We start from the raw sequence: 24700 nt of genomic DNA on the forward strand, positions 1-24700 counted from the left end.
ATTCGTACTGATCCTGCGCATTTTTATACTTTTTTTACACCTCGCCCCCCTATTTTTACATCAACTTTGCACGCCGCTCGCAACAATAGCTGCAACCTGAAACGCCTCTGGAGGTGTGTTGTGAGCGTTGCCGTAATAAGCGGAATTGTGCTGGTCTTTATGCTGTTGGCGTACCTGGTGTATGCCCTGATCAATGCGGAGGCGTTCTGATGGCTGCCCCTGCATTCTTACTGATTGCCAGCTATCTGGCGCTGCTGATGCTGCTGGCCCGCCCGCTGGGCAAAGGGCTGGCGCGGCTGGTGGAGGATCGCCCGTTAGCGGGCCTTGGCGCGTTTGAACGTGTGCTATGGCGCGTCAGCGGCGTGCGCCCGGCGGGCATGAACTGGCAGCGCTACCTTGTGGCTATCCTGCTGTTCAACGCCTGCGGCCTGCTGCTGCTGTTTATCCTGCTGATGAACCAGGCGTCGCTGCCGCTTAACCCGCAGCAGCTGCCCAACCTCAGCTGGCACCTGGCGCTGAATACCGCCGTTAGCTTTGTCACGAATACCAACTGGCAGGCGTACGCCGGGGAGAGCACCCTGAGCTATTTCAGCCAGATGGTTGGACTGACGGTGCAGAACTTCCTCTCTGCCGCCACCGGGATCGCCGTGGCCTTTGCGCTGATGCGCGGCTTCGTTAACCGCGCAGTGGGCGACCTCGGTAACGCCTGGCGCGATATCACGCGCATCACGCTCTACGTGCTGCTGCCGCTGTCGCTGCTGATGGCGCTGTTCCTCGTCAGCCAGGGCGTGCTGCAAAACACCGACGGCTACCTGAGCCTGACCACGCTGGAAGGGGTCAAGCAGACGCTGCCGATGGGGCCGGTGGCCTCGCAGGAAGCGATCAAGATGATCGGTACCAACGGCGGCGGTTTCTTTAACGCCAACTCCGCGCACCCGTTTGAAAACCCGACCGTGTATAGCAACTTTGTGCAGATGCTGGCGATCTTCCTGATCCCAGCCGCGCTGTGCTTTGCCTTTGGCGACGTGTTGCGCGATCGCCGTCAGGGGCACACGCTGCTGTGGGCAATGTCGCTGATGTTCCTGGGGGCGGTGGTGGTGGTGATGTGGGCCGAGCTAAATGGCAACCCGCATTTCCTCACGCTCGGCGCCGATAGCGCCATCAATATGGAAGGTAAAGAGACGCGCTTCGGCATTCTCAACTCCAGCCTGTTTGCAGTGATCACCACCGCGGCCTCGTGCGGGGCGGTTAACGCCATGCATGACTCGTTTACCGCGCTTGGCGGCATGGTACCGATGTGGCTGATGCAGATTGGTGAGGTGGTATTCGGCGGCGTCGGGGCCGGGCTGTACGGCATGCTGCTGTTTGTGCTGCTGGCGGTGTTTATCGCCGGGCTGATGATCGGTCGCTCACCGGAGTACCTCGGGAAAAAAATCGACGTCTGGGAGATGAAAATGACCGCCCTGGCGATCCTCGTCACGCCTTGCCTGGTGCTGCTCGGCACCGCGCTGGCAATGATGACCGAGGCCGGGCGCAGCGGCATGGCGAACCCAGGCACCCACGGCTTCTCCGAGGTGCTGTACGCGGTGTCGTCAGCGGCGAACAACAACGGCAGCGCCTTTGCGGGCCTGAGTGCCAACACCCCGTTCTGGAACCTGCTGCTGGCGTTCTGCATGCTGGTTGGCCGCTTCGGCATCATCATTCCGGTGCTGGCGATTGCGGGTTCCCTCGCGCTGAAAAAGGTTCAGCCCGCAGGTCAGGGCACGCTGCCAACGCACGGCGTGCTGTTTATTGCCCTGCTGATTGGCACTGTGCTGCTGGTTGGTGCGCTGACCTTTATCCCGGCGCTGGCCTTAGGGCCGGTGGCGGAACACCTGAGTTAACGTGGGGGTCGGGCATGCCCGACCCGCTAGCGACCATTGGGCGAGGCATGCCGCGCCCCTGGTTATTGTCGTAAGGACGGAATGAGTCATGAGTCGTAATCAACAGGCACTGTTTGACGGCGCGCTGCTGCGCACTGCACTGGTCGATGCGCTGAAAAAGCTCGACCCGCGCACCCAGTGGCGCAACCCGGTGATGTTTGTGGTGTGGCTGGGCAGCGTGGTGACCACGCTGCTGGCGATCGCCATTGCCAGCGGCAAAACCCCCGGCGAGACCGGTTTTACCAGCGCGATTGCCGTCTGGCTGTGGTTTACCGTGCTGTTTGCCAACTTCGCCGAAGCGCTGGCGGAAGGGCGCAGCAAGGCGCAGGCCAACAGCCTGAAGGGCGTGACCAAAACCATTATGGCCAAGAAGCTGGCGGAGGCGAAATATGGCGCCAGCCATCAGCCGGTGGCAGCGGAATCCCTGCGCAAAGGCGACTGGCTGCTGGTGGAAGCGGGCGATACTATCCCCTGCGACGGCGAAGTGCTGGAGGGGGGCGCATCGGTGGATGAGAGCGCTATCACCGGCGAGTCTGCCCCGGTGATCCGCGAGTCCGGCGGCGACTTCTCTTCGGTGACCGGCGGCACGCGCGTGCTCTCCGACTGGCTGGTTATCCAGTGCAGCGCCAACCCGGGCGAAACCTTCCTCGACCGCATGATCGCGATGGTGGAAGGGGCTACGCGGCGCAAAACCCCCAACGAGATCGCGCTGACCATTCTGCTGGTGGCGCTGACTATCGTCTTCCTGCTGGCGACCGCCACGCTCTATCCGTTCTCCGCCTGGGGCGGCAGCGCGGTGAGCGTCACGGTACTGGTGGCGCTGCTGGTCTGCCTGATCCCCACCACCATCGGCGGGCTGCTGTCGGCGATTGGCGTGGCGGGCATGAGCCGCATGCTGGGGGCCAACGTGATTGCCACCAGTGGGCGCGCGGTGGAAGCGGCGGGCGATGTCGACGTGCTGATGCTGGACAAAACCGGCACCATCACCCTCGGCAACCGCCAGGCCACGCAGTTCCTGCCCGCGGCGGGAGTCAGTGAAGAACGGCTGGCCGATGCGGCACAGCTGGCCTCGCTGGCGGATGAAACCCCGGAAGGGCGCAGCATCGTGGTGCTGGCGAAGCAGAAATTTAACCTGCGCGAACGCGACCTCGCCAGCATGGACGCCACCTTTATTCCATTCTCGGCGCAGACGCGCATGAGCGGCGTCAACGTGCAGCAGCGGGCGATCCGCAAAGGGGCGGTGGACGCAGTGCGCCGCCATATAGACAGCAACGGCGGCCAGTTCCCGCCGGAAGTGAACGGCCTGGTGGAGCAGGTCGCGCGCGCGGGCGGTACGCCGCTGGTGGTGTGCGACGGGCCGACCGTGCTGGGCGTGGTCGAGCTGAAGGACATCGTGAAAGGCGGCATTAAAGAGCGCTTCGCCGAGCTGCGCAAAATGGGCATCAAAACCGTGATGATCACTGGGGACAACCCGCTGACCGCCGCCGCGATCGCCGCTGAAGCCGGGGTGGATGACTTCCTCTCGGAAGCGACCCCGGAAGCTAAGCTGGCGCTGATCCGCCAGTATCAGGCCGAAGGGCGTCTGGTCGCGATGACCGGCGATGGCACCAACGATGCCCCGGCGCTGGCGCAGGCCGACGTGGCGGTGGCGATGAACTCGGGTACCCAGGCGGCGAAAGAGGCGGGCAACATGGTCGATCTCGACTCTAACCCGACCAAGCTGCTGGAGGTGGTGCACATCGGCAAACAGATGCTGATGACGCGCGGCTCGCTGACCACCTTCAGTATCGCCAACGACGTGGCGAAATACTTTGCGATTATCCCGGCCGCCTTCGCCGCGACCTATCCGCAGCTGGACAGGCTGAACGTGATGCAGCTGCACTCGCCCAATTCAGCCATTCTCTCGGCGGTGATCTTTAACGCGCTGGTGATTGTGTTTCTCATCCCGCTGGCACTGAAGGGCGTGAGCTATCGCCCGCTGAGTGCCGCCGCGCTGCTGCGCCGCAACCTGTGGCTGTACGGCGTGGGCGGGCTGCTGGTGCCGTTTGTTGGCATCAAACTAATTGATATGCTGTTGACCGTCACCGGCCTGGCATAAGGAGAATAATGATGAGTCAGTTACGTCCCGCACTGTTTTTACTGATCCTGCTTACGCTGGTCACCGGGCTGCTCTATCCTCTGTTAACCACTGGCCTTGCGCAGTGGTGGTTTCCGCAGCAGGCTAACGGCTCGCTGCTGCGCGAACAGGGCATCGTTCGCGGCTCGGCGCTGATCGGCCAGAACTTTACCCGCGCCGACTATTTTCACGGGCGCCCTTCAGCGGCGGGTGATGCGCCGTATAATGCGCTGGCCTCTTCCGGCAGCAATCTGGCGGGCAGCAACCCGGCACTGGACCAGGCGGTGGCACAGCGGGTTATGGCACTGCGCGCGGAAAATCCACAGGGCGGGCAACAGGTGCCGGTCGACCTGGTGACCGCCAGCGGCAGCGGGCTGGACCCGCAGATTTCGCCGCAGGCGGCGGCGTTTCAGGCGGCTCGCGTGGCCTCGGCGCGCCATCTGCCCATTGAGGAAGTGCAGCGCCTGATCGCCGATAACACCGTCACGCCGCGCCCGGCGTTTCTCGGCGAGCCGGGGGTCAATGTGCTGGCACTGAATATGGCGCTGGATGAATTACAGCGATAAATAACATCGGGTCGGACATGTCCGACCCCCTACGCCGATCTGGTAGGGGTGAGGCATGCCTCGCCCGTGGTTTTATACCTTCAAGGAAACCAATGAACGACGAACTCCAGCGGCCTGACCCGGATGCGCTGCTGCGCCAGACGGCGCACAGCGGGCGCGGCAAGCTAAAAATCTACTTTGGCGCCTGCGCCGGGGTGGGGAAAACCTTCGCGATGCTGCAGGAGGCACGGCGCCTGCGCGCGCAGGGGCTGGAGGTGCTGGTCGGCGTGGTGGAGACCCACAACCGCGCCGAAACGGCGGAGCTGCTCGACGGCCTGACGCTGCTGCCGCGCCGCGCCACCGGCCAGCATCGCCACCCGGAGTTCGACCTTGATACTGCCCTGGCCCGTCATCCGGCGGTGATCCTGATGGATGAGCTGGCGCACAGTAACGCCCGTGGCTCGCGCCATCCCAAACGCTGGCAGGATATTGAGGAGCTGCTGGATGCCGGCATCGACGTGATGACCACCGTCAACGTGCAGCATCTGGAAAGCCTTAACGACGTGGTCGGCGGCGTGACCGGCGTACGCGTGCGCGAAACCGTGCCGGATCCCTTTTTCGATGCCGCCGATGAAGTCGTGCTGGTGGACCTGCCGCCGGACGACCTGCGCCAGCGGCTGAAAGAGGGCAAGGTTTATATCGGCGAAGGGGCTGAACGCGCCATCGAAAACTTCTTCCGCAAGGGCAACCTGATCGCCCTGCGCGAACTGGCCCTGCGCCGTACTGCCGACCGCGTCGACGACCAGATGCGTGCCTGGCGTGACACCCAGGGGCGCGAGAAAGTGTGGCACACGCGCGATGCTATTCTGCTGTGCATCGGCGACAACAGCGGCAGCGAAAAGCTGGTGCGCAGCGCGGCGCGGCTGGCGGCGCGGCTCGATAGCGCCTGGCACGCGGTGTATGTCGAAACCCCGCGGCTGTATCGCCTGTCCGAAGCGCGGCGGCGCGGCATCCTGCGCACCCTGCAGCTGGCGGCCGATCTCGGCGCGGAGACGGCAACGCTTTCCGATCCGAGCGAAGCCAGCGCGGTGCTGCGCTATGCCCGCCAGCACAACCTCGGCAAAATCATTATTGGCCGCCGCCCGACCAGGCGCTGGTGGCGTGAGCGTTTTGCCGACCGGCTCGGTGAACTTGGGCCGGACCTCGATATTCTGATTGTCGCGCTGGATGACCCGCCGCCGGAAGCCGCCAGCCCGCTGGCCCCGCGCAGCAGTGAACACAAATGGCAGGCTCAGCTGCGCGGCTGTGCGGCGGCGCTGCTGCTGTGTACCCTGGTGACCGTGGCCGGGCGCTGGCTGCTGCCCGCCGTCGATTCAGTCAACCTGGTGATGGTCTATCTGCTGGCGGTAGTGATTGTCGCGCTACGCTACGGGCGCTGGCCGTCGGTGGTGGCCACGCTGCTGAATATCGTCGCCTTCGATCTGGTGTTTGTTGCGCCGACCGGCACCATGGCGGTCTCCGACGTGCAGTATCTGGTGACCTTCGGCGTGATGCTGGCGGTGGGGATGATCGTCGGTAATCTCACCGCCGGGGTGCGCTATCAGGCGCGGGTGGCGCGCTATCGCGAACAGCGGGCGCACCACCTGTATGAGATGGCGAAATCCCTGAGCCGGGCGCTGAGCCAGCGCGATATTGCCGCTACGCTCCAGCACAGCGTTGAAAGCACCCTGCAGGCCAGCTGCGAGCTCTATCTGCCGGATGAAAACGGCGAGCTGGTGGCCGTGGGTGAAACCCATCTCAGCGCAGTGCCGGACCGTGCCATTGCGCGCTGGAGCTTCGATAAGGGCCAGCCCGCGGGCGCGGGAACCGATACGCTGCCCGGCGTGCCGTGGCAGATGCTGCCGCTAAAAAGCGGTAGCGAAACGCTTGGGCTGCTGATCCTCGAACCGCGCAACCTGCGCCAGCTGATGATCCCTGAACAGCAGCGGCTGGTAGAGACCTTTACCGTGCTGATCGCCAACGCGCTGGAGCGCATGAACCTGAGCCAGCGCGAAGCGGTATCACGGCTCGCTGCCGAGCGCGAGCAGCTGCGTAACGCGCTGCTGTCGGCGCTCTCCCACGATCTGCGCACTCCGCTGACGGTGCTGTTCGGCCAGGCGGAAATCCTGACCCTCGATCTCGCCGCCGAGAATTCACCGTATGCTCCGCAGGCCAGCGCGATGCGCGAGCAGACGCTGAACACCGTGCGGCTGGTGAATAACCTGCTTGATATGGCGCGTCTGCAGTCCGGCGGCTTCAACCTGAAGCGCGAATGGATGGCGCTGGATGAGCTGATCGGCAGCACGCTGCGCCAGATGGCCCCGTCGCTGGCCGGGCGCGAGGTGCAGCTCGATCTGCCGGGCGAGCTGCTGCTGATTGACGTTGACGGCCCGCTGATGGAGCGGGTGCTGACCAATCTGCTGGAGAACGCCCTCAAGTACGCCGGGCAGGCCGAGATCGGTATCCGCGCCCGCGCCGCCGAACGGCAGCTCCAGCTGGAAGTGTGGGATCGCGGACCGGGCATTACGGGCGGGCAGGAGCAGCTGATTTTTGAGAAGTTTTCGCGCGGCAATAAAGAGTCGGCGGTGCCGGGCGTCGGGCTGGGGCTGGCAATCTGCCAGGCGATTGTCACCCTGCACGGCGGCGAGATTCACGTTGAGAATCACCCGCAGGGCGGTGCGCGCTTTATCATCCACCTGCCGCTGACGCCGCCGCCGGTGATTGCGGATTATGCCGAATAATGCAGCGTATACGCTGACTGAATAGTTAAAAAAAGTGAATGCTTATTAATTTTTGATGAAAACTATGTTTTTTCAACTTGTTGTTTTATTGGGTGTTTATTGATTATTGTGATTGAAATGGCAATGGAAGTGCCTTTTTTTAGTCAATAAATCTGCATGTTTTGGTTGTGCCTGCTTAACCAACATGTTTTACTATTTCTGAAATTTGCACAAAGTTATTAAATAAACGCATAAGCTAATTCAAGGAGTTGTAAAATCATGGAGCCGATTTTAATTTTTTCCTTCCTGCCAGATTATTAATAATTACTCGATTTAATCTTCCGCTGAAATTATCATTTAGTCAATCAAGGACGAGTCATGTCATTATCTTGTATCGACCATGCTGTATCTTCATATATTGAACCGCTGTTATCATCAATAGATGATAATTATAAAAATTCAGAGGGTAAATTAGTTGTTTATCTTGAGGCTGGGCATTTCAATACAGGATTCGGGGTGGACGATTTCTGTCTCAATTCATTAAAAGATGCAGTCCATATCGGTTCAATACTCATCAAGAAATACAATAAAAATATTAAATTAGTCTATGGCATTCTGGCAGATGATTTAGGCCTTTCTTGCGCAGACGAACAATGTACTATCACACCTGTTATCAGCCAGCAGAGTGTGGCCTCGCTGCCGGAAGAGCTGGAAGCTTTTATTGGGGCCAGTAAGTTAATAAAGCGCGATAAGCTTATGATTTTCTCGGAACGAACCAGTAAAAACCGTGCCATTGATACCATAAAAAAATCCATTAAAAATGGATGTGATGGATTAGTGATGACAGAAAATGGCAATTATGATGAGATTAAAGTACGTGCACCTGATGACAGCGAGTTCCTGCTTGCCAAAAGGCAAGGGAGTACCTTTATCGCTAAGTGCCCGGCAATTATCTCCCAGCATTACAAGGACGTGTTATTAAAATTAAGACAACGTTTTTTTGAATGCGATCATTTTCTCATTGTTGATTGGTCCGATCTCGCAGACAGAAATAAAATTTCACAAGGAAAGATTGCGCTGCAAGTTCTGCAGGGTGGATTAAGTAGGGAGAAAGTTACTGTTGATATCACAAATGTATTCTTTGGTGATGATGAGGGTGAAATCTGCCGTATCGATGGTCAAAAGGGTCCGCTGTTATGATTTACCTTGATAATAACGCGACAACAGCCCCGGCTGCGGCAGTCAGAGAGACGGTTTTTTATTGCATGGAGGAATATTATGCAAACTCCGCCTCTCTCAATCATTTTGAGGGCATCAAGGCCAATACTTACCTTGAAGAGTGTCGCGCAGTCGTTGCACAGATGATTGAAGCCGCACCCGAAAACCTGTTCTTCAATTCCGGGGCGACCGAAGCCAACAATATGGTGATCAAATCCGTCGCTGACTCTTTTTCCCAGCGGGGGAAAGTACACATCATTACCAGCGCCATTGAGCATAAGTGCCTGCTTAAATCCTGCGAGTATCTGGAAAAGCGGGGGTGCGAAGTGACCTATTTACCCGTCGACTTCCAGGGCGTTATCAGGATTGATCGGCTAATTGCTGCCATCCGGCCAGAAACCCGTTTGATCAGTATCATGGCAGCAAACAATGAAACGGGTGCGTTGCAACCGCTGCGAGAGATTGGAGAGATTGCCAGACAGCACGGTATTTTGTTTCACACTGATGCTGCGCAGTTTGTTGGAAAACTGCCTTTTTCCGTACGAGAATATCAGCCTGATTTTGTCAGCTTCTCAGCACATAAGTTTTACGGACCAAAAGGGATTGGTGCACTCTATTGTTCAAAGCCTGAACTCCTCCTCGGTTCGCCACTCATTCATGGCGGCGGTCAAGAGTGGGGCGTGCGTAGCGGAACTGTTAATTTGCCGGGTGTGGCGGGAATGGCTAAAGCCGCAGAGTTATTTATCTCCAACCATGTTGCTGTCCTTGCCCGACACCGTGACATGAAGCAGAAAGCAATCGAGCAACTGCTGTCGCAATTTCCTGACGCCAGCATTAACGGTTGTCGCGACAAAAGCCTGCCCAATACGATTAATTTTTCCCTGCCCGGCATCAAAGCCAGCACCTTATTGAAAAAGCTTAAGATGAAGGTGGCATTAAGCAGTGCTTCTGCCTGCCATTCAGCAGAACAGAAATTCAGTCACGTTTTGACCGCTATGGGATTAAGCGAAATGTCCCTGGAGTCTGCTATTCGCTTGAGCTTTAGCAACACGACAAATGCTGATGAGCTTGGCCACGCACTTGAGCTAATAACCAGTACTGCTCACCGCTTGAGGGGCACATCATGAACAGATTATCAATGCGCAAACGCTGGGTGGCTGAGCTGTTGTTGGTATGCGTAGCGGCTGGGTGGGGAATTGGTTTTCCGGTAATGAAGCAGGCCGTGGATATGCATCCGGTACTGATGGTGCTGGGATTACGTTTTCTGCTTTCTGCTCTGGTGATGTTGCCGTTGAGTGCCAGAAACCTGGTCGCCATTGGGCGCCGGACATTGGCTGCTGGCGTAGCGCTGGGCTTGCTGCTGGGTGCCGCTTTTGTCTTTCTGATCCTCGGATTGCAAATGACCACGGCATCGAATACCGGTTTTCTCGCCGGGCTGGCCGTCATTTGGGTGCTATTACTTTCCGGACCGCTGGCGGGAAAATTACCCTCTATCGACGCTATTCTGGCAACGCTGTTTGGCGTGGCAGGGTTATTTTTGATGTCAGATATTCACGGCTGGCAGTTGCAGTGGGGAGATTCCCTGGTCGTCATTGGTTCGGTGTTTACCGCGTTGCATATCCTTGCACTGGATAAATTAAGTGCCCGACACGACAACACGGCACTCACTTTTTTACAAATTGCCACCATGGCGCTGGTGATTATGTTTATTCAGCATATCAGGGGTGGACAGTGGTTTCCGCAGGTGTGGGATAGCACGCTGGTGATTGCCCTGATAGTAACGGCTCTATTTTCTACCGTTATCGCTTTCTGGGTGCAGACACATTATCAACGCTATACCACGCCAACACGTGCCGTACTGATTTATAACCTCGAACCCGTCTTTTCGGCGCTTTTTGCCGTCTGGCTGCTGCGTGAGAACTTGTCTGGAAATGTGCTACTGGGTGGAGGACTTATCCTGCTGGGGATGTGCCTTCCAGGTCTGATCGCGACGGTAACAGGCCGCCATCGTAAGGAGCAGGAAACGCCATCAGCGTTATAACGATGCCGGGCATGGGTAGGGGCGAGGCATGCCTCGCCCGATTTACGCTAACCGTGCCGCAATAAACGCCGCCGCTTTCTGCGCGCCCTGCGCGGAAATGGTGTGGCCGACGCCGGGTTCAAACTGGCTGTCGACCGCGACGCCATGAGCCCGCAGGCGCTGGGCGGCCGATTCGCTCTCCTGCACCGGGATCACCCCGTCGGCCATACCGTGGATCACCAGCACCGGCGTGTTCAGCGCGGGGCTAAACGGCTCAGGCGAGGAGAGGCGGCCAGAAAAGGCTACCAGCCCAGCGACCGGCCAGCGCCCGGAGACCAGCGCATCGAGCGCCATAATCGACCCCTGCGAGAAGCCAACCAGCACCACGTTATGCAGCCGATCGCCCATCTGATGCTGGTCGAGTATCGCCTGCAAAGTCTGGTCAAACGCTTCACGCGCGGCAGCGACCCGCGCCGGACGATTCTGCGGTGTAATGCCGTCGAGGCTAAACCACTGCCAGCCCGCACCGTGCGGAAAATGAAACGGCGCATTGGGGCTGGCGAAGCTGACGTCGGGCAAGGCTGCTGACCAGTGGTCGCCCAGGCCTGCCAGATCGTCGCCGCTGCTGCCAACGCCGTGGAGTAAAATGACTAATTTGTCGGCCATTTGCGGCCTCCTGTAAATGTTAAAAACCGTAAGCCTGCATATCCGGCCCGGCGGGAACAATACCGTTCGGGTTCAGGGCTTTAATCGAATAATAGCCGTGTTTGATATGGTCAATATTCACCGTGTCGCGCACGCCGGGCAGGGCCAGCATGCGCTGTAAATAGCCGTCCAGCGCCGGATAGCTGCGCAGCTGGCGCTGATTACACTTAAACAAACCGTGGTAGGCCACGTCAAAACGGATCAGCGTGACGAACAGGCGGATATCCGCTTCGGTCAGCGCGCTGCCGAGCAGATAAGGGCCGCCGTGCTGCAGGCGTGATTCGAGTTCGTCGAGCATGCCGAACACGTCGTGATACGCCTCAAGGTAACTCTCCTGAGTCGTCGCGAACCCGGCGCGATAAACTCCGTTGTTCAGGCGCGGGTAGATTTCGGCGTTCAGCAGGTCTATCTCGCTGCGCAGTGCAGCAGGATAAAGGTCAATACTGCCCGTTGCCAGCGCACCAAAGCCGCTGTTAAACATGCGCACGATATCTGCCGATTCATTGCTGACGATGGTGGCGGTTTTCTTGTCCCACAGCACCGGCACGGTGGCGCGCCCGGTAAAGCTGTCGTCGGCGCGGGTATAGAGCTGGTGCAGATAGTCGGCGTGATTTAGCGTGTCGCGATCGGCGCCGGGGAAGTCGCCAAAGTGCCAGCCTTCATCGGTCAGCTGCGGTTCAACCACCGACACGCTGACGACCGCTTCCAGCCCCTTTAACCTGCGGGCTATCAGCGTGCGCGACGCCCACGGGCAGATGAGCGCAACGTACAGATGATAGCGATCCGGCTCGGCGGCAAACGCCGTGCTGCCGTCCGCGCTGACCCAGTGGCGGAAGCTTGAAGTCTGGCGCACAAAGCCACCTTTCTCATCAGTGGCCTGTACCGGGTGCCATTCCGCCGTCCATTTACCGTTTACCAGCATGTTTTGTTCCTCATTAGTTGTTGAGGAACACTCTACACGCATTCCGTTATGCCGATTATCCCGTCAAAATTGCAAATATTCCTTCCGATATGGAAGGAATCACCAGTCCCGATCCCACGTCGGCTGCCCGGCGTAACGGCTGACCAGAAAGTCGATCAGCGCCCGTACTTTGTGGGCAAGGTGGCGGGCGGGCGGATAGACAGCATACAGGCCGAGTGGCGGGATTTCGCTGGCGGGCAGCAGCGGCAGCAGGGTGCCTGCGCTCAGGGCCGGGCCGGCGATAAAGGTCGGTAGCCTGGCAATGCCCAGCCCGCTAACGGCCGCCGTCAGGCAGGCTTCGGCGTTGGAGAAGTACAGGCGACCGCTGACCGCCACCGTCGCGCCGCCGCTGCCAAATGGCCAGTTGTGCGGATCGCGAAAGTTGGTGTCGATAATGCAGTGATGATTGCTTAACTGCTGAGGGTCGTCCGGCGTGCCGTGCTGCTGCAGATAGGCTGGGCTGGCGGCGATAACCACGCGCATATCACACAGGCGGCGGGCTATCAGGCTGCTGTCGCTCAGCCTGCCGATGCGCAGCGCCACGTCAAAGCCTTCATCGACGATATTCACCACCCGGTCGGAGAAGCTGACGTCCAGTTCGATATCGGCGAACTCCTGCGCAAAGGCAACAAGCTGCGGAGCAAGCTGGCTGGCACCGAAGGTGATCGGCGCGCTGAGCTTGATGCGGCCCGAGGGTTTGCCCGCCGCGTGGCGCACCGAGGCGTCGAGCGCATCCCACTCGTCGAGCAGGTTTTTCACCTGGGAGTAATACGCCTGGCCGACTTCGGTCGGTGACAGTGCGCGCGTGCTGCGCTTCAGCAGCTGCACCCCCAGCTCGCTCTCCAGGCGTGAAACCAGTTTTGATGCCTGTCCGCTGCTGGTACCCAGGCGGGCGGCGGCCCTGGCAAAGCTGCCCAGCTCCAGCACCGCGACAAACATCCGATCGCATTCCAGACGTTCCATGTTTTACCCCAAATTGAAAAGACGGTGTTGCCAACAACGCGTAGGGGGCGACCGCATTTCTGGTCGCCCCGTATCCATGACGACCCAGGGGTAACGCCAGGGGCGCGGGCCGACCGAAAAAAAGGTCGTCCCCTACGCTAATTTGCCAGGGTTATTAAACCAGCCGCGCACCGCTTTGTGCATCAAACAGATGAATTTTATCGGGGTTGATGGCGAGATGCGGGGAGTCGCCCGGCTGCAAATCGACGCGGCCATTGAGCTGGACGTGCAGCGGAAAACCCTGCCAGTCAACGTGCAGCAGGCTGGCTTCACCGGTGACTTCCAGCACTTTAAGGCGTGCAGGATACGGAGAATCGGCGGCCAGCGCAAAATCGTGAGCGCGTAGCCCGACGATCACCGGCTGAGCGCCCTGACGTTCCGCGGCCGCGTGCCAGCGCTGCGGCAGCGCAAACCACAGCCCGTTGCAGTGTACGCCGGGCTGGCCGTCACGCGTTTCCAGCTCGCCGGGCAGCAGGTTCATCGGCGGCGAACCGATAAAGCGCGCGACAAAGGTGTTTACCGGGCGGTCGTAAATCTCCAGCGGTTTACCCTGCTGCACAATCACGCCGTCGCGCATCACCACGATCTGGTCTGCCAGCGTCATCGCCTCGACCTGATCGTGGGTGACGTAGACCATGGTGGTTTTAAAGCGCTGATGCAGCGATTTAATTTCGGCGCGCAGCTCCATACGCAGCTGGGCATCCAGATTCGACAGCGGTTCATCGAACAGAAACACCTGCGGATTACGCACCATCGCCCGCCCCATCGCCACGCGCTGACGCTGGCCGCCGGAGAGCGCACGCGGGTAGCGGTTCAGCAGCTTGTCGATACCGAGAATGCCAGCGATGCGCGCGATGCGGCTCTGCTGCTCGTCGCGTTTTACCCGCTTGACCTGCATATGAAACGCCAGGTTCTCGGCCACCGTCAGATGCGGATAGAGCGCGTAGCTCTGAAACACCATCGCAATGTCGCGATCCGCCGGATCGAGATCGTTGATCTGACGGTTATCCAGCAGGATCGCGCCGTCAGACAGCGTGTCCAGCCCGGCCAGCAGGCGCAGCAGCGTCGATTTCCCACAGCCGGAGGGACCAACCAGCACGGTAAAACTGCCGTCTTCGATGGTCAGATCGAGCGGCTGTAATACGGTCTGTTTGCCGTAATGTTTGGCGACTTTCACCAGTTCAACGCGTGCCATAGTCTGTTCCCGTCATGATAATTGTGCCACCTTGCCCCTGTACGGGTTGTTTGGCCCTGTACGGGTCGGGCATGCCCGACCCCTGCGCAACCGGGTGTTTGTCGTTAACCTTTACTGCCGCCGCTGGCCAGGCCGCCGACCAGGCTTTTTTGCAGCCAGATGGCGATCAGCAGCGGCGGCAGCGAGGCGAGAATACCGACGGCAGCGATCAGTCCGTCATCGGTGGCGCGCCCGGCGGTAAATCCGGCGATGGTCACCGGCAGCGTCTGCGCGCTGATATTGCTGGTGAACAGCAGCGCATAGAAAAACTCATCCCACGCCAGCAGCCAGCCGAACAGCGCCGAGGCGCCCAGCACCGGCTTCGCCAGCGGCAGCGTAATGCGCAGCAGCACTTGCCAAAAGCGCAGCCCGTCGAGGCGCGCCGCCTGTTCGATATCACGCGGCAGCGCATCAAACTGGTTTTTCAGCATCCAGGTGAGGAACGGCAGGATCAGCGAGCAGTAAACCAGCACCAGCCCGAGGTGGGTGTTCAGCAGGCCGAGCTGTTGCAGCACGAAGTAGAGCGGCAGGACGAAGGCGACCGGCGGCACCATGTAAATCGCCAGCGACGCCATCAGCCAGCCGTCGCGCCCCGGATAGCGCGAGAAGCTGAACGCCGCCGGGATAGCCAGCAGCAGTGAAATCAGCGTGGCAAAACAGGCCACCAGCAGGCTGTTGCCGAGCGCATGCAGGAACAGTTCGCCGGGCTGCCCCGGCTGCAGCGACAGCAGCGCGGCGTAGCGGCTGAAGTCCCACTGGCGCGGCAGCCACGCCAGCGGAATGCGCGCCAGGTCACTGTTGGAACTGACGCTCATCAGAAACAGCCACAGCATCGGCCCGAGGATCGACACCCCCAGCAGCACGGCGGCGGCATACAGCCCAATACGGCGCAGTTTACGTTTCATCGGCGAAGCTCCTGCGGCGCTGGCGATAAAGCAGCGCCATGTAAATGGCGATCAGTACGCTGCACATCAGGGTCATCAGAATGGCGTAAGCCGCGCCGCTGCCCGCGCGCAGGTAGCTGAACGACTCCTGATAGACATAGAAGCTGAGGGTTTTGGTGCTGTCGACCGGGCCGCCGCGCGTCATCACGTAGATAATGTCGAAGATTTTAAACGCGTCGATGGTGCGCAGGATCAGCGCCACGCTCAGCGCGCCGACGATGGCCGGAAAAGTGATGGCACGAAAACGCCGCCACGCGGAAGCGCCGTCAAGCCGCGCCGCTTCATACAGGTCCGCGGGGATCGACTGCATGGAGGCCAGCACCAGCAGCGTCACCAGCGGGTAGTTTTTCCATACGTCCGCCAGCATCACCGCATTCAGCGCCGAATCCGGCGAACCCAGCCAGCTGCGGTAGCTGTCGATAATATGCAGCTGGGTCAGCAGGGCATTGATGCTGCCGTAATCCGGGTTGAAGTTGAGCCGCCACATCATGGCGTTGACGATGGTAGGCAGCGCCCACGGCAGGATCACCAGCACGCGCAGCACGCTGCGACCGCGGAATTTTTGATTAAGCAGCAGCGCCACCAGCACGCCAATAATGCCCTCCAGCGCCACTGACAGCACGGTGAAGTAGAGCGTGCGGCCGATAGACGCCAGAAAATCCGGGTCGGTGAGAGCGTAGAGGTAGTTGTCCAGCCCGACATAACCGGTCTGGCCGCCGCTGCCAATCAGCTCAGCATCGGTAAAGCTGAGCCAGATAGTGCGCAGCAGCGGCCAGGCGGTCAGCAGGCCCATGACGATCAGCATGGGTGCCAGCAGCACCCACGCCTGACGTTGCTCACGGTGTTGCAGACTGAGCATTAAGACCTCTTAATGTAGACGTGACGCGCTTTTGGTAACGGCATCCATCGCCGACTGCGGTGTCTGCTGGCCCTGCAATACCTGCTGCAGCTGCTGCTGCAGGCCGTTAGACAGGCGTGAATAGTCCGCGGTAATCGGGCGCATCAGCATCACATCAAGGGATTTTTTCGCCGCGGCAATCAGCGGCTCCTGGCCTTTCTGCACCGCCGGGTCGTCGTATGAAGACTTCCAGATAGGCAGGCTGAGTTTGGCGTATTTATCCTGCACCGGCTGCGAGGTCAGGTAGCGCACAAACGCCAGCGCCTCGCCCTGATGCGCGCTGGCCTGCGTCACGCCCAGCCCCATCGAGCCGTTCATCGCTGCTACCTTGCCCGGCATTTCCGATGGCGCCGGAACGATCCCGACCTCGCCCGCGACTTTGCTCTGCTTCGCATCGTTGGCCATGTTGTACATATAGGTCCAGTTCAGCGCGAAAGCGGCATCGCCGTTGGAGAACACTTTGCGCACGTCCTCTTCCAGATATTCACGTGAGTTCGGGTTCGTCACGCCTTTATCCAGCGACTCTTTCATAAAGGTGACGGCTTTCACCGAGCCGGGATCGCTGAAGTTGAGCTTGCCGTTCTGATAGAACTGGCCGCCGAATGCGGAAACCAGCGTGGTGTAGTCGCACACCAGCGCTTCGGCCTGCGACCAGCTCCACACCAGCGGATATTTGACGATGCCTTTGTCCTGCAGGATTTTCGACTGCTCCATCACCTGCGCCCAGCTGGTGGGCGGGTTGGCAATCCCGGCTTTAGCCAGCATCGCTTTGTTATAGAACAGGTATTTAGTATCGAGGATCCACGGCATGCCCCACAGTTTTTTATCCCAGCTTACCGTGCTCCAGGCCCCGTCAAACACTTTGCCTTTCTCGTCGGCGCTGACCGTGCTGGTGATATCTTTCAGCAGGCCAAATTTGGCAAATTCAGCGGGCCACATATCGTCGAACAGCACCACGTCATAGCCGTTACTGCCCGCCCCGCGTGCCGCGATGATTTTATCGTGCAGGGCTTCATACGGCACAAATTCGAGATTAACGCTGACGTCAGGGTGGGCTTTTTCGAAATCACTGGTCATGGCACGCACGTCGCTTTCGCTGTAGGCGGCCTGGGACATAAAGAGGGCGTTGAGTTGCGTTTTTGCGAAGGCGCTGGAGGCGCTCAGAGCAAGCAGAGTCATCACACACACGGCAGAACGGCTATTCATTACTTACTCTCCATTTAACCTTGATAAGGAAGCGTCAGATATACGGTCTTATTCGCCTGGAACAATAAAATGGCTGAGCCGTAAAACGTAAGCGGCTCAGACATTTATTATTATCGTAAATAACTCAATTTAAATACTTAATTATCAGTGTGTCTTATAGGTCTTGCTTATTATGGTTGGCGGGTTCCCCTAAGTGTTGGCAGTATCGCCGCCCCGAGCGCGCCCGCCGCATCGCCCAGAGAAGATGGAATAATATGCTTGTTAACCGCATAACCACTGGCGCGCGCCAGCGCTTTCTCCATTCCTCCCTGAAAATGCGGAAACAGCGTGGCTGCGCTGCCGCTGAGCACCGTGACATCCGGGCCGTACAGCGCCAGCAGGGTATTTAACCCGCGGCCCACAATCTGACCGTACTGATACAGAATGCCGCTGACGCGCGCGTTCTCCGCGCACAGCGTGGCGATGCGCTCACTGAGGGTGGCGTCCCAGCGCAGATCGGGAAGTGCCGCAGTCAGTGCCTGCTGCAGCCAGCCGCGCGAGGCCAGCATTTCCCAGCAGCCCTGCAGGCCGCAGTAGCAGACGACCGGGTCGTCCGATACCGGGATATGGCCGGCTTCCGGGTGGCTGCCGTCGACGTTGCGAAACGGCGTTCCGCCCTCCAGCATCGCCACGCCAATTCCGGTGCCGAGCGTCACCATTAACATGCGCCCGCTGCCCTGGCCGGCGCCGAGATGAAACTCGCCGAGTGCCGCCGCTACCGCATCGTTATCGATGGCGACCTGAACCGCGAGCAGCTCGCGCAGCTGGGCCACCAGCGGGAAGCCGGAGAAGCAGGCCAGCGTATCCTGATTTTCAATCACTTCAGTACGCATATTCACCGGGCCGCTGGCGCCAATGCCGAGGCTGGCGAGACGCTGGCCCGCCGGCACCAGCTGGCGCACCTTATCCGCCAGCGCCCCGGCACGTTGCCAGGCGGGCAGGGTGGCGAACCATGCGGTCGGGACGGTTTCTGACGCGATTTCACGCTGCCCGGCCAGCATAATAATGCGCGTACCGGTACCGCCGATATCAATGCCTGCTTTGAGGGAGGGGGCGTCAGAAGTTGTCATATTTTTACCGTTATTTTCTGGCCGTAGAGGAACTCACCCGGCACCCGACCATTCCCACGCGCCAGCGTGACGGTCAGATGCTGAACCCACAGCATGGCACAGAGCAAGCGCGGCAGCGGTTCAGCGGGAGTGGGCAGATGCACGCTGTCGGCATAGGCCACCGGACCGACGCTGGTCACCAGCGTGCCGTTCTGGCGCAGGTCAGCCGCCAGAGTATTCAGCGTGCTGTCGCTGCCGTCACCAAACAGCAGGGTCAGCATACCGGCGCCCGAGGTTTCCATCGGGCCGTGGCGGAACTGCCCACCGATAAAGCCCTCTGCCGCCACTTTGGACGCTTCTTTGGTAATCAGTGCGCCGGTCAGCGCGGTTGCCGCATCGGCGCCGATGCCGACCATCGCCACGCGCGGGTTGTTGTCTTTCAGCAGAGCATCACTCAGCTGCTGCACCTTGTCACGCTGGCCGATAATGTGGGCGATAGCGGGCAAAACAGCCTGCACCGCTGCCAGCAGATCTTTTTCGTCGCGCCCGGTCAGGGCGTACAGCACGCGGTAGCTGGCGACCAGAGTATTGAGATAACTTTTGGCGCTGACGGTGGCCTCCGGCCCGCTGTGCAGCAGCACCGGCACATCGGCTTTTTGCGCCAGGGCGCTGGCGGCATCGTTGGTCACGCCAATCAGCGTTTTCGCTGCGCTGACGTTCTCCAGCAGCGCCACTACTTCACCGCTCATCCCCGACTGTGAGGTGACCCACAGCAGGCTGTCGGCGGTGACCAGCTGCGGCATATCCAGCAGCCGCCCGGCGTCAATGCGCCACACCGGGTAACCGCGCTCGATCAGTTCGCGCTCGATGGGGATCAGCGCATAATCCGAGGATCCCATGCCCGCCAGAACGATACGATCGTAGCTATTCAGATCCAGGCTGTTGAGCTGCGCAGGCAGCTGGCTGGCCAGCTGATCGCGCAGCGCATCAACCTGCTGCTCAATATCTTTTTCGTATTCGCTGAGCACTGATGCGGTCATTGATACTCACTCCCCGTTAATGTTGCTGATGAATTAAACATAGCTGCACGAATTCGTGCAGTCAATGTGCATTTTTCGCGCAATTGCTTATTTTTTTGCCGTAAATTTGTCTGCTATACTGACATCTGCGCATTGTTCGTACAGTATGTGCATGAAAGCGTGCAATTATCGTAACGGGAAGGACACATGAGCGCGTCACAAAGACGATTACAGATTGTTGAGATGATCAGGGAAAAAGGTTATCTGAACGCCGCTGAGCTGTCGGAGCAGTTTGGCGTTGACAGCTCCACCATCCGCCGCGACCTCGCGCAGCTGGAGAAGACCGGCCAGGTGATGCGCACCCACGGCGGGCTGCTGCCATCGATGGCGGTTGCGGAAAGCAATCTCGATACCCCGTGGAGCGTGCGTCACCAGATGAACAACCCGGCGAAGGTGGCGATAGCCCGCCATGCCGCCAGCCTGGTGCGCGACGGCCAGTCGCTGATTCTGGACAATGGCTCCAGCGTATACGAGCTGGCGCTGGCGCTGCGCGATAAACGCAACCTGACGGTAGTGACCAATGATGTGCTGACGGCGGTGGCGCTCAGTTCCTGCCCTGGCATCACCATTCACGTCGCCGGCGGCATGATGCTGAATAACGTCTATACGCTGATCGGCCAGGAGACGGTGGATAAGATCAACAGCCTGCACGTCGACTGGGCGTTCCTCGGCGCCGAAGGGGTGCATTTCGACAGTGGCGTGACCAATATCAACACCGTCGAAATCCCGGTGAAGAAGGCGATGATCCAGGCGGCGGAAAAGACCGTGGTGCTGGTCGACAGCAGCAAAATGGGCTATCGCGCGCTGGCGCACGTCTGCCCGCTGTCGGATATCGAGATGATTATTACCGAGGCCTCCCCGGCGCTGAAGCAGCGGGCGAAGTACGGCGAGCGTTTGGTGGTGGTGGCGTCGACAGAGGGCTGACCGAAAAAGAGGGTCAGCCCCTACAAAGGCGAGGTTGCCACGAACGGTAGGGGGCGACAATTTGGTCCGGTCAGCGCGAATTGATGCTGAAGTTGCCACGAACCGTGGGGGACGATTTTTTTTTCCGGTCAGCGCGTATTGATGCTGAAGTTGCCACGAATCGTAGGGGTCGACCATTTGTTCCGGTCGACCCGCGTCACAGGAATGCACTAAGCTGAAGGTTTTCTGCCGTATAAGTGAGCCTGCTTTATGCTGTATCGCCGTTTTGAAAGGATGATCGACATCTTCACGGATGCCCCGGCCGACACGCCGCCGGATAGTCTGTGGGCGTTCTATCGCTTTTATCTGCGCCAGGTGTGGCAGAGTTTTGCGCTGCTGCTGGTGATTGGCCTGGTGGCGTCACTGATTGAAGTGGCGCTGTTCCGCTACCTCAGCCGTATTATCGACCTGGTCAATGCCGGACCGGCAGCCACCTTCTTCAGCGACCACGGCGGCGAGCTGCTGTGGATGGTGGTGGTGGCCCTCATCTTCCGCCCGCTGTTTATCGGCCTGCACGACCTGCTGGTACACCAGACCATCAACCCCGGCATGACCAGTATGATCCGCTGGCAACATCATAACTACGTGCTGCGTCAGAGCCTCAACTTCTTCCAGAGTGACTTCGCCGGGCGCATCGCCCAGCGCATTATGCAGACCGGTAACGCGCTGCGCGATTCGGCAGTGCAGGCGGTGGATGCTCTGTGGCACGTGGTGATCTACGCCGTCACCACGCTGGTGCTGTTTGCCGAAGCCGACTGGCGGCTGACGATTCCGCTAATTATCTGGATTATCGGCTACGTTCTGTGTCTGCGCTATTTTGTGCCGCGCGTTAAAGCGCGCTCGGTGGCGTCGAGTGATTCGCGCTCGCGCCTGATGGGCTGCATCGTCGACGGCTACACCAATATCACCACGCTAAAGCTGTTCGCCCACAGCGACCTGGAGCGCCAGCACGCGCGCGAGGCGATTGACGACCAGACGATGAAAACCCGCAGCCAGGGACGCATGGTGACCAATATGGACGTGGTGATCACCACGCTGAACGGCCTGCTGATCGTCAGTACCACCGGGCTGGCGCTGTGGCTGTGGACGCAGTCGCTGCTTAGCGTCGGGGCGATTGCGCTGGCGACCGGGCTGGTGATCCGCATCGTCAATATGTCCGGCTGGATTATGTGGGTGGTGAACGGCATCTTCGAGAATATCGGTATGGTGCAGGACGGGCTGTCGACCATCGCGCAGCCGGTCAAGGTGCGCGATAAAGCCAACGCCGCAGCGCTCAAGGTCAATCAGGGCGAGATCCACTTTGACGCTATCCGCTTTAACTACGGCGGCGAGCGCCGGGTGATTGATGATCTGCAGCTGACCATTCGCCCCGGTGAGAAAATCGGTCTGATTGGCCCATCCGGCGCCGGGAAGTCGACGCTGGTCAACCTGCTGCTGCGCCTGTATGACCTCAACGGCGGGCGCATCGTGATTGACGGCCAGAATATTGCCGACGTCAGCCAGGAGAGCCTGCGCGCGCAGATCGGCATGATCACCCAGGATACCTCGCTGCTGCACCGCTCCATTCGCGACAACCTGCTGTATGGCCGCCCAAATGCGACCCAGCAGGAGCTGATGCAGGCGATCCATCAGGCGAAAGCCGACGAATTTATTCCGCTGCTGTCGGATTCGCTGGGGCGCACCGGGCTGGACGCGCACGTTGGCGAGCGCGGCGTGAAGCTCTCCGGCGGCCAGCGCCAGCGTATCGCCATCGCACGCGTGCTGCTGAAGGATGCACCGATCCTGATTATGGATGAGGCTACCTCGGCGCTGGATTCCGAAGTGGAAGCGGCGATTCAGGAGAGCCTGGAAACGCTGATGGGCGGTAAAACGGTGATCGCCATTGCCCACCGCCTGTCGACCATTGCCCGTATGGACAGGCTGGTGGTGCTGGAGCAGGGACGGATTGTTGAGATCGGCAGCCACAGCGAGCTGCTGGCGAAAGGTGGCCTGTATGCGCGCCTGTGGCGGCACCAGACCGGCGGATTTGTCGGCGAGGAGTAAGGAGCAACCTTTTTACGGTCGACCCGCACATCAGCCCGTAGGGGCGAGGCATGCCTCGCCCCTGGCCATCAGCCTTTGTAAGGTTTCAGTTCCAGCCCGTAAGCCACGCCGTTGACGTAGACCTTCAGATGCTTAGTTGATGCATTAAACTGGTCATTATTCAGCACCTTGCCGCGCATCAGCAGCTCATTGTCGTTATTAAAGCCGTAGCCCACTGCCGGGCGGCCCTGCCAGTGCTGGTGGAAAGCGCTATCCGGTGCGGCATCCAGCACCGCAATCTCTGCGGCGGTGGCGGCACGGTAAGCTTTATCAAACATAAAGTGCACCCCGGCGCTGAAGCGGTCGAGGGAGTTGGTCTCCAGCAGCGCGCTACAGAAGCCGGTATACACCGCAATCTTGACGTACAGCCTGGTTTTTTGACCCGAACTGCCCGGCTGCAGCAGCACGCGCGTGACCGGGCAGGAGCCCTGACCCGACCAGGTGGCGATATAGCTCTGGTCGCCGGTTTTTTGCAGGAAAATATCGGCGGCCCCTTCGGCAGTGCGCTCCGTGGCGTCAATCTGGGTGGTCGGCATACTGCTGTAAAACGCCGTACCGACAATACGAATGCGCGCCTGAGTGGTGTTATGGGAGAAGAACAGCTCCCCAACGTAAAACCACTTCTCCTTGTCGCTGCGGTTATCCATGCGCTCGTTGCCCGGCGTGGTGAGATAATCGTAATTCAGCGAGCCGGTGATTTTAATCCCGTGGCTTTCAATGTCGACATGCCCCTGCTCATAAACGGACATCTCCGGCCACTCTTCAATACCGGTGGCATCGTCAAAATCGAAGCCCTTACCGGCCTGCACGTTAAACTGCTGATTGACGATGCGCGCACGGTAACAGCGCATCGGGTTCGGGCAGGTCTCCAGGTTGAAAGCTTCGATGGTCCACTGGCCGTAGGAGATATTACCGGGATATTCGGTGTGCTCGATCCAGCCATTGTAGATTGCCGACTGCCCGGCACGCTGCAGATCGATGGCGGGATTCGGGCCGGTACTGCGCTGAATATTGAAGTTGCACAGCTCAATGGCGGTGATATGGTCCCATTTGCCCTGTACCTGACCGGACCAGTGGCCGTAAACCACGGTGCCGGTACAGTCGCGGGCGTACCACTGGTCAATTTTACAGTCGAGGGTGTCAACCAGATCGAGCGAGCGGCCGCCCATGTTGTAAAACATCACGCTGGTGACGCGCACAAACTGGCCGCCGGGAATAATGTTTTTAAAGAAGCCTTTGGTGTTGCGTGCGCCGTCTTTACTTTCGCCATCGATAATCAGGCTGGAGACTTCCATATAGCGCGCTTTGACGGTGAACATCACGTCATTCTTTTTATCTGACACTAACTCTGTTGAGGGGTAGTAACCAAAGTTAACGTGCTCCCCTGCCACGCGGAATTTTGGAACTTCTGCGGCGGAAATATCAAATTTTGACAGCATAAACTTGCCGGCGGGGAATTTAATGCCGAGGGTAGGGTTAACGCGCTTTGACCAGTTCCACATCCACTCTACCGCCTGTTTACAGTCGGTTTTACCGTCGGCCAGCGCACCAAAATGGACCACGGTCACTTCGTTATAGTCGGTGAGCACGCGCTTCCATCTTTTTCCACCCGGGGTCTGAATAACGACACCGTGGTCGTGCGGGGTGGTGGTATCCAACATATCGTAAACAAACAGCCCGCCGCCCATTTTATAGTCCTTTTTATACTCCAGCACCATTGCCATCTGGCCCATATCGGTGGGCTCAGTGGTACGCAGATCTTCCAGAGTTTTACAGGTGATGATGGAGGTAGGGATGGTGCCATTGGTATTGTTAGAGCTGGTGGTATTCTCAGACATAAGGCCCCCGGCAAAGTGGAAGGTGTACAGGTAAAATCCACTTAAGTATATTCATGGAAAATATCGCCGATGCGGCAGGGCCAGGCTAAATGCAGTGGTAAAATCTAGTTATTTGCCTTA

The 24700-nt window shown here is 59.2% G+C and carries 20 protein-coding genes; 10 read left to right on the plus strand and 10 right to left on the minus strand.

What is annotated here, in order from left to right; translation table 11 throughout:
- The first annotated feature begins 120 nt into the window (after window positions 1–120).
- The 8 genes from kdpF (at window position 121) to ID864_RS19040 (ending at window position 10601) form a co-directional block, all read left to right on the plus strand.
- Window positions 121–210 carry a K(+)-transporting ATPase subunit F gene (kdpF, locus tag ID864_RS23900; RefSeq protein ID WP_099754023.1) on the plus strand — a complete coding sequence of 30 codons (90 nt, stop codon included), beginning with the start codon at window positions 121–123 and terminating at the stop codon, window positions 208–210.
- Window positions 210–1883 carry a potassium-transporting ATPase subunit KdpA gene (kdpA, locus tag ID864_RS19010; RefSeq protein WP_048917804.1) on the plus strand — a complete coding sequence of 558 codons (1674 nt, stop codon included), beginning with the start codon at window positions 210–212 and terminating at the stop codon, window positions 1881–1883. Before kdpF ends, kdpA begins: the two co-directional genes overlap by 1 nt.
- Before the next feature lie 88 nt (window positions 1884–1971).
- On the plus strand, window positions 1972–4020 hold the full coding sequence (gene kdpB, locus ID864_RS19015; RefSeq protein ID WP_048917803.1) for a potassium-transporting ATPase subunit KdpB: 2049 nt from the start codon (window positions 1972–1974) through the stop codon (window positions 4018–4020).
- A gap of 11 nt (window positions 4021–4031) precedes the next feature.
- On the plus strand, window positions 4032–4604 hold the full coding sequence (gene kdpC, locus ID864_RS19020; RefSeq protein WP_048917802.1) for a potassium-transporting ATPase subunit KdpC: 573 nt from the start codon (window positions 4032–4034) through the stop codon (window positions 4602–4604).
- 92 nt (window positions 4605–4696) lie between these two features.
- The gene (kdpD, locus tag ID864_RS19025) at window positions 4697–7363 is read left to right on the plus strand and encodes a two-component system sensor histidine kinase KdpD (protein WP_062818512.1); all 2667 of its coding nucleotides are present in this window, start codon (window positions 4697–4699) and stop codon (window positions 7361–7363) included.
- Between the two features lie 357 nt (window positions 7364–7720).
- Window positions 7721–8542, plus strand: coding sequence for a hypothetical protein (locus tag ID864_RS19030; RefSeq protein ID WP_191150221.1), 822 nt, complete (start codon window positions 7721–7723; stop codon window positions 8540–8542).
- Window positions 8539–9687, plus strand: a complete 1149-nt coding sequence (locus ID864_RS19035) for a cysteine desulfurase family protein (RefSeq protein WP_048918673.1) — start codon at window positions 8539–8541, stop codon at window positions 9685–9687. The genes ID864_RS19030 and ID864_RS19035 overlap by 4 nt, the downstream gene beginning before the upstream one ends.
- A gap of 11 nt (window positions 9688–9698) precedes the next feature.
- Complete coding sequence (locus tag ID864_RS19040) at window positions 9699–10601, plus strand: DMT family transporter (RefSeq protein WP_224750557.1); 903 nt, start codon at window positions 9699–9701, stop codon at window positions 10599–10601.
- Between the two features lie 42 nt (window positions 10602–10643).
- Here ID864_RS19040 and ID864_RS19045 read toward each other — a convergent pair whose 3' ends face one another.
- From ID864_RS19045 to ID864_RS19085, 9 genes are all read right to left on the minus strand, one after another.
- Window positions 10644–11264: an alpha/beta hydrolase gene (locus ID864_RS19045; RefSeq protein ID WP_288498298.1), complete on the minus strand. Its 621-nt coding sequence runs from the start codon at window positions 11262–11264 to the stop codon at window positions 10644–10646.
- 1 nt (window position 11265) lies between these two features.
- Window positions 11266–12207, minus strand: coding sequence for a glutathione S-transferase family protein (locus tag ID864_RS19050; protein ID WP_048918676.1), 942 nt, complete (start codon window positions 12205–12207; stop codon window positions 11266–11268).
- Window positions 12208–12306: 99 nt separating this feature from the next.
- Complete coding sequence (locus ID864_RS19055) at window positions 12307–13209, minus strand: LysR family transcriptional regulator (RefSeq protein ID WP_133622459.1); 903 nt, start codon at window positions 13207–13209, stop codon at window positions 12307–12309.
- Window positions 13210–13363: 154 nt separating this feature from the next.
- Window positions 13364–14443 carry an ABC transporter ATP-binding protein gene (locus ID864_RS19060; protein ID WP_048918678.1) on the minus strand — a complete coding sequence of 360 codons (1080 nt, stop codon included), beginning with the start codon at window positions 14441–14443 and terminating at the stop codon, window positions 13364–13366.
- A gap of 104 nt (window positions 14444–14547) precedes the next feature.
- A complete protein-coding gene (locus ID864_RS19065; RefSeq protein ID WP_099753343.1) occupies window positions 14548–15387 on the minus strand; it encodes a carbohydrate ABC transporter permease in 840 nt (279 codons plus the stop codon).
- Window positions 15377–16285, minus strand: coding sequence for a carbohydrate ABC transporter permease (locus ID864_RS19070; RefSeq protein ID WP_048918680.1), 909 nt, complete (start codon window positions 16283–16285; stop codon window positions 15377–15379). Before ID864_RS19070 ends, ID864_RS19065 begins: the two co-directional genes overlap by 11 nt.
- 9 nt (window positions 16286–16294) lie before the next feature.
- On the minus strand, window positions 16295–17530 hold the full coding sequence (locus ID864_RS19075; RefSeq protein ID WP_048918681.1) for an extracellular solute-binding protein: 1236 nt from the start codon (window positions 17528–17530) through the stop codon (window positions 16295–16297).
- A gap of 170 nt (window positions 17531–17700) precedes the next feature.
- Window positions 17701–18639 carry an ROK family protein gene (locus ID864_RS19080; protein ID WP_048918694.1) on the minus strand — a complete coding sequence of 313 codons (939 nt, stop codon included), beginning with the start codon at window positions 18637–18639 and terminating at the stop codon, window positions 17701–17703.
- The gene (locus ID864_RS19085) at window positions 18636–19658 is read right to left on the minus strand and encodes an SIS domain-containing protein (RefSeq protein WP_048918695.1); all 1023 of its coding nucleotides are present in this window, start codon (window positions 19656–19658) and stop codon (window positions 18636–18638) included. The genes ID864_RS19080 and ID864_RS19085 overlap by 4 nt, the downstream gene beginning before the upstream one ends.
- Window positions 19659–19844: 186 nt before the next feature.
- Here ID864_RS19085 and ID864_RS19090 point away from each other — a divergent pair, with 186 nt between their 5' ends.
- A complete protein-coding gene (locus ID864_RS19090; RefSeq protein WP_048918696.1) occupies window positions 19845–20621 on the plus strand; it encodes a DeoR/GlpR family DNA-binding transcription regulator in 777 nt (258 codons plus the stop codon).
- A gap of 249 nt (window positions 20622–20870) precedes the next feature.
- A complete protein-coding gene (locus tag ID864_RS19095; RefSeq protein WP_191150222.1) occupies window positions 20871–22703 on the plus strand; it encodes an ABC transporter ATP-binding protein in 1833 nt (610 codons plus the stop codon).
- 68 nt (window positions 22704–22771) lie between these two features.
- Here the strand turns inward: ID864_RS19095 and ID864_RS19100 are convergent, their stop codons facing one another.
- Window positions 22772–24580, minus strand: coding sequence for a hypothetical protein (locus ID864_RS19100; protein ID WP_048916876.1), 1809 nt, complete (start codon window positions 24578–24580; stop codon window positions 22772–22774).
- Window positions 24581–24700: the final 120 nt, after the last annotated feature.

Source organism: Erwinia aphidicola, from assembly GCF_014773485.1.
GTDB lineage: Bacteria > Pseudomonadota > Gammaproteobacteria > Enterobacterales > Enterobacteriaceae > Erwinia > Erwinia aphidicola.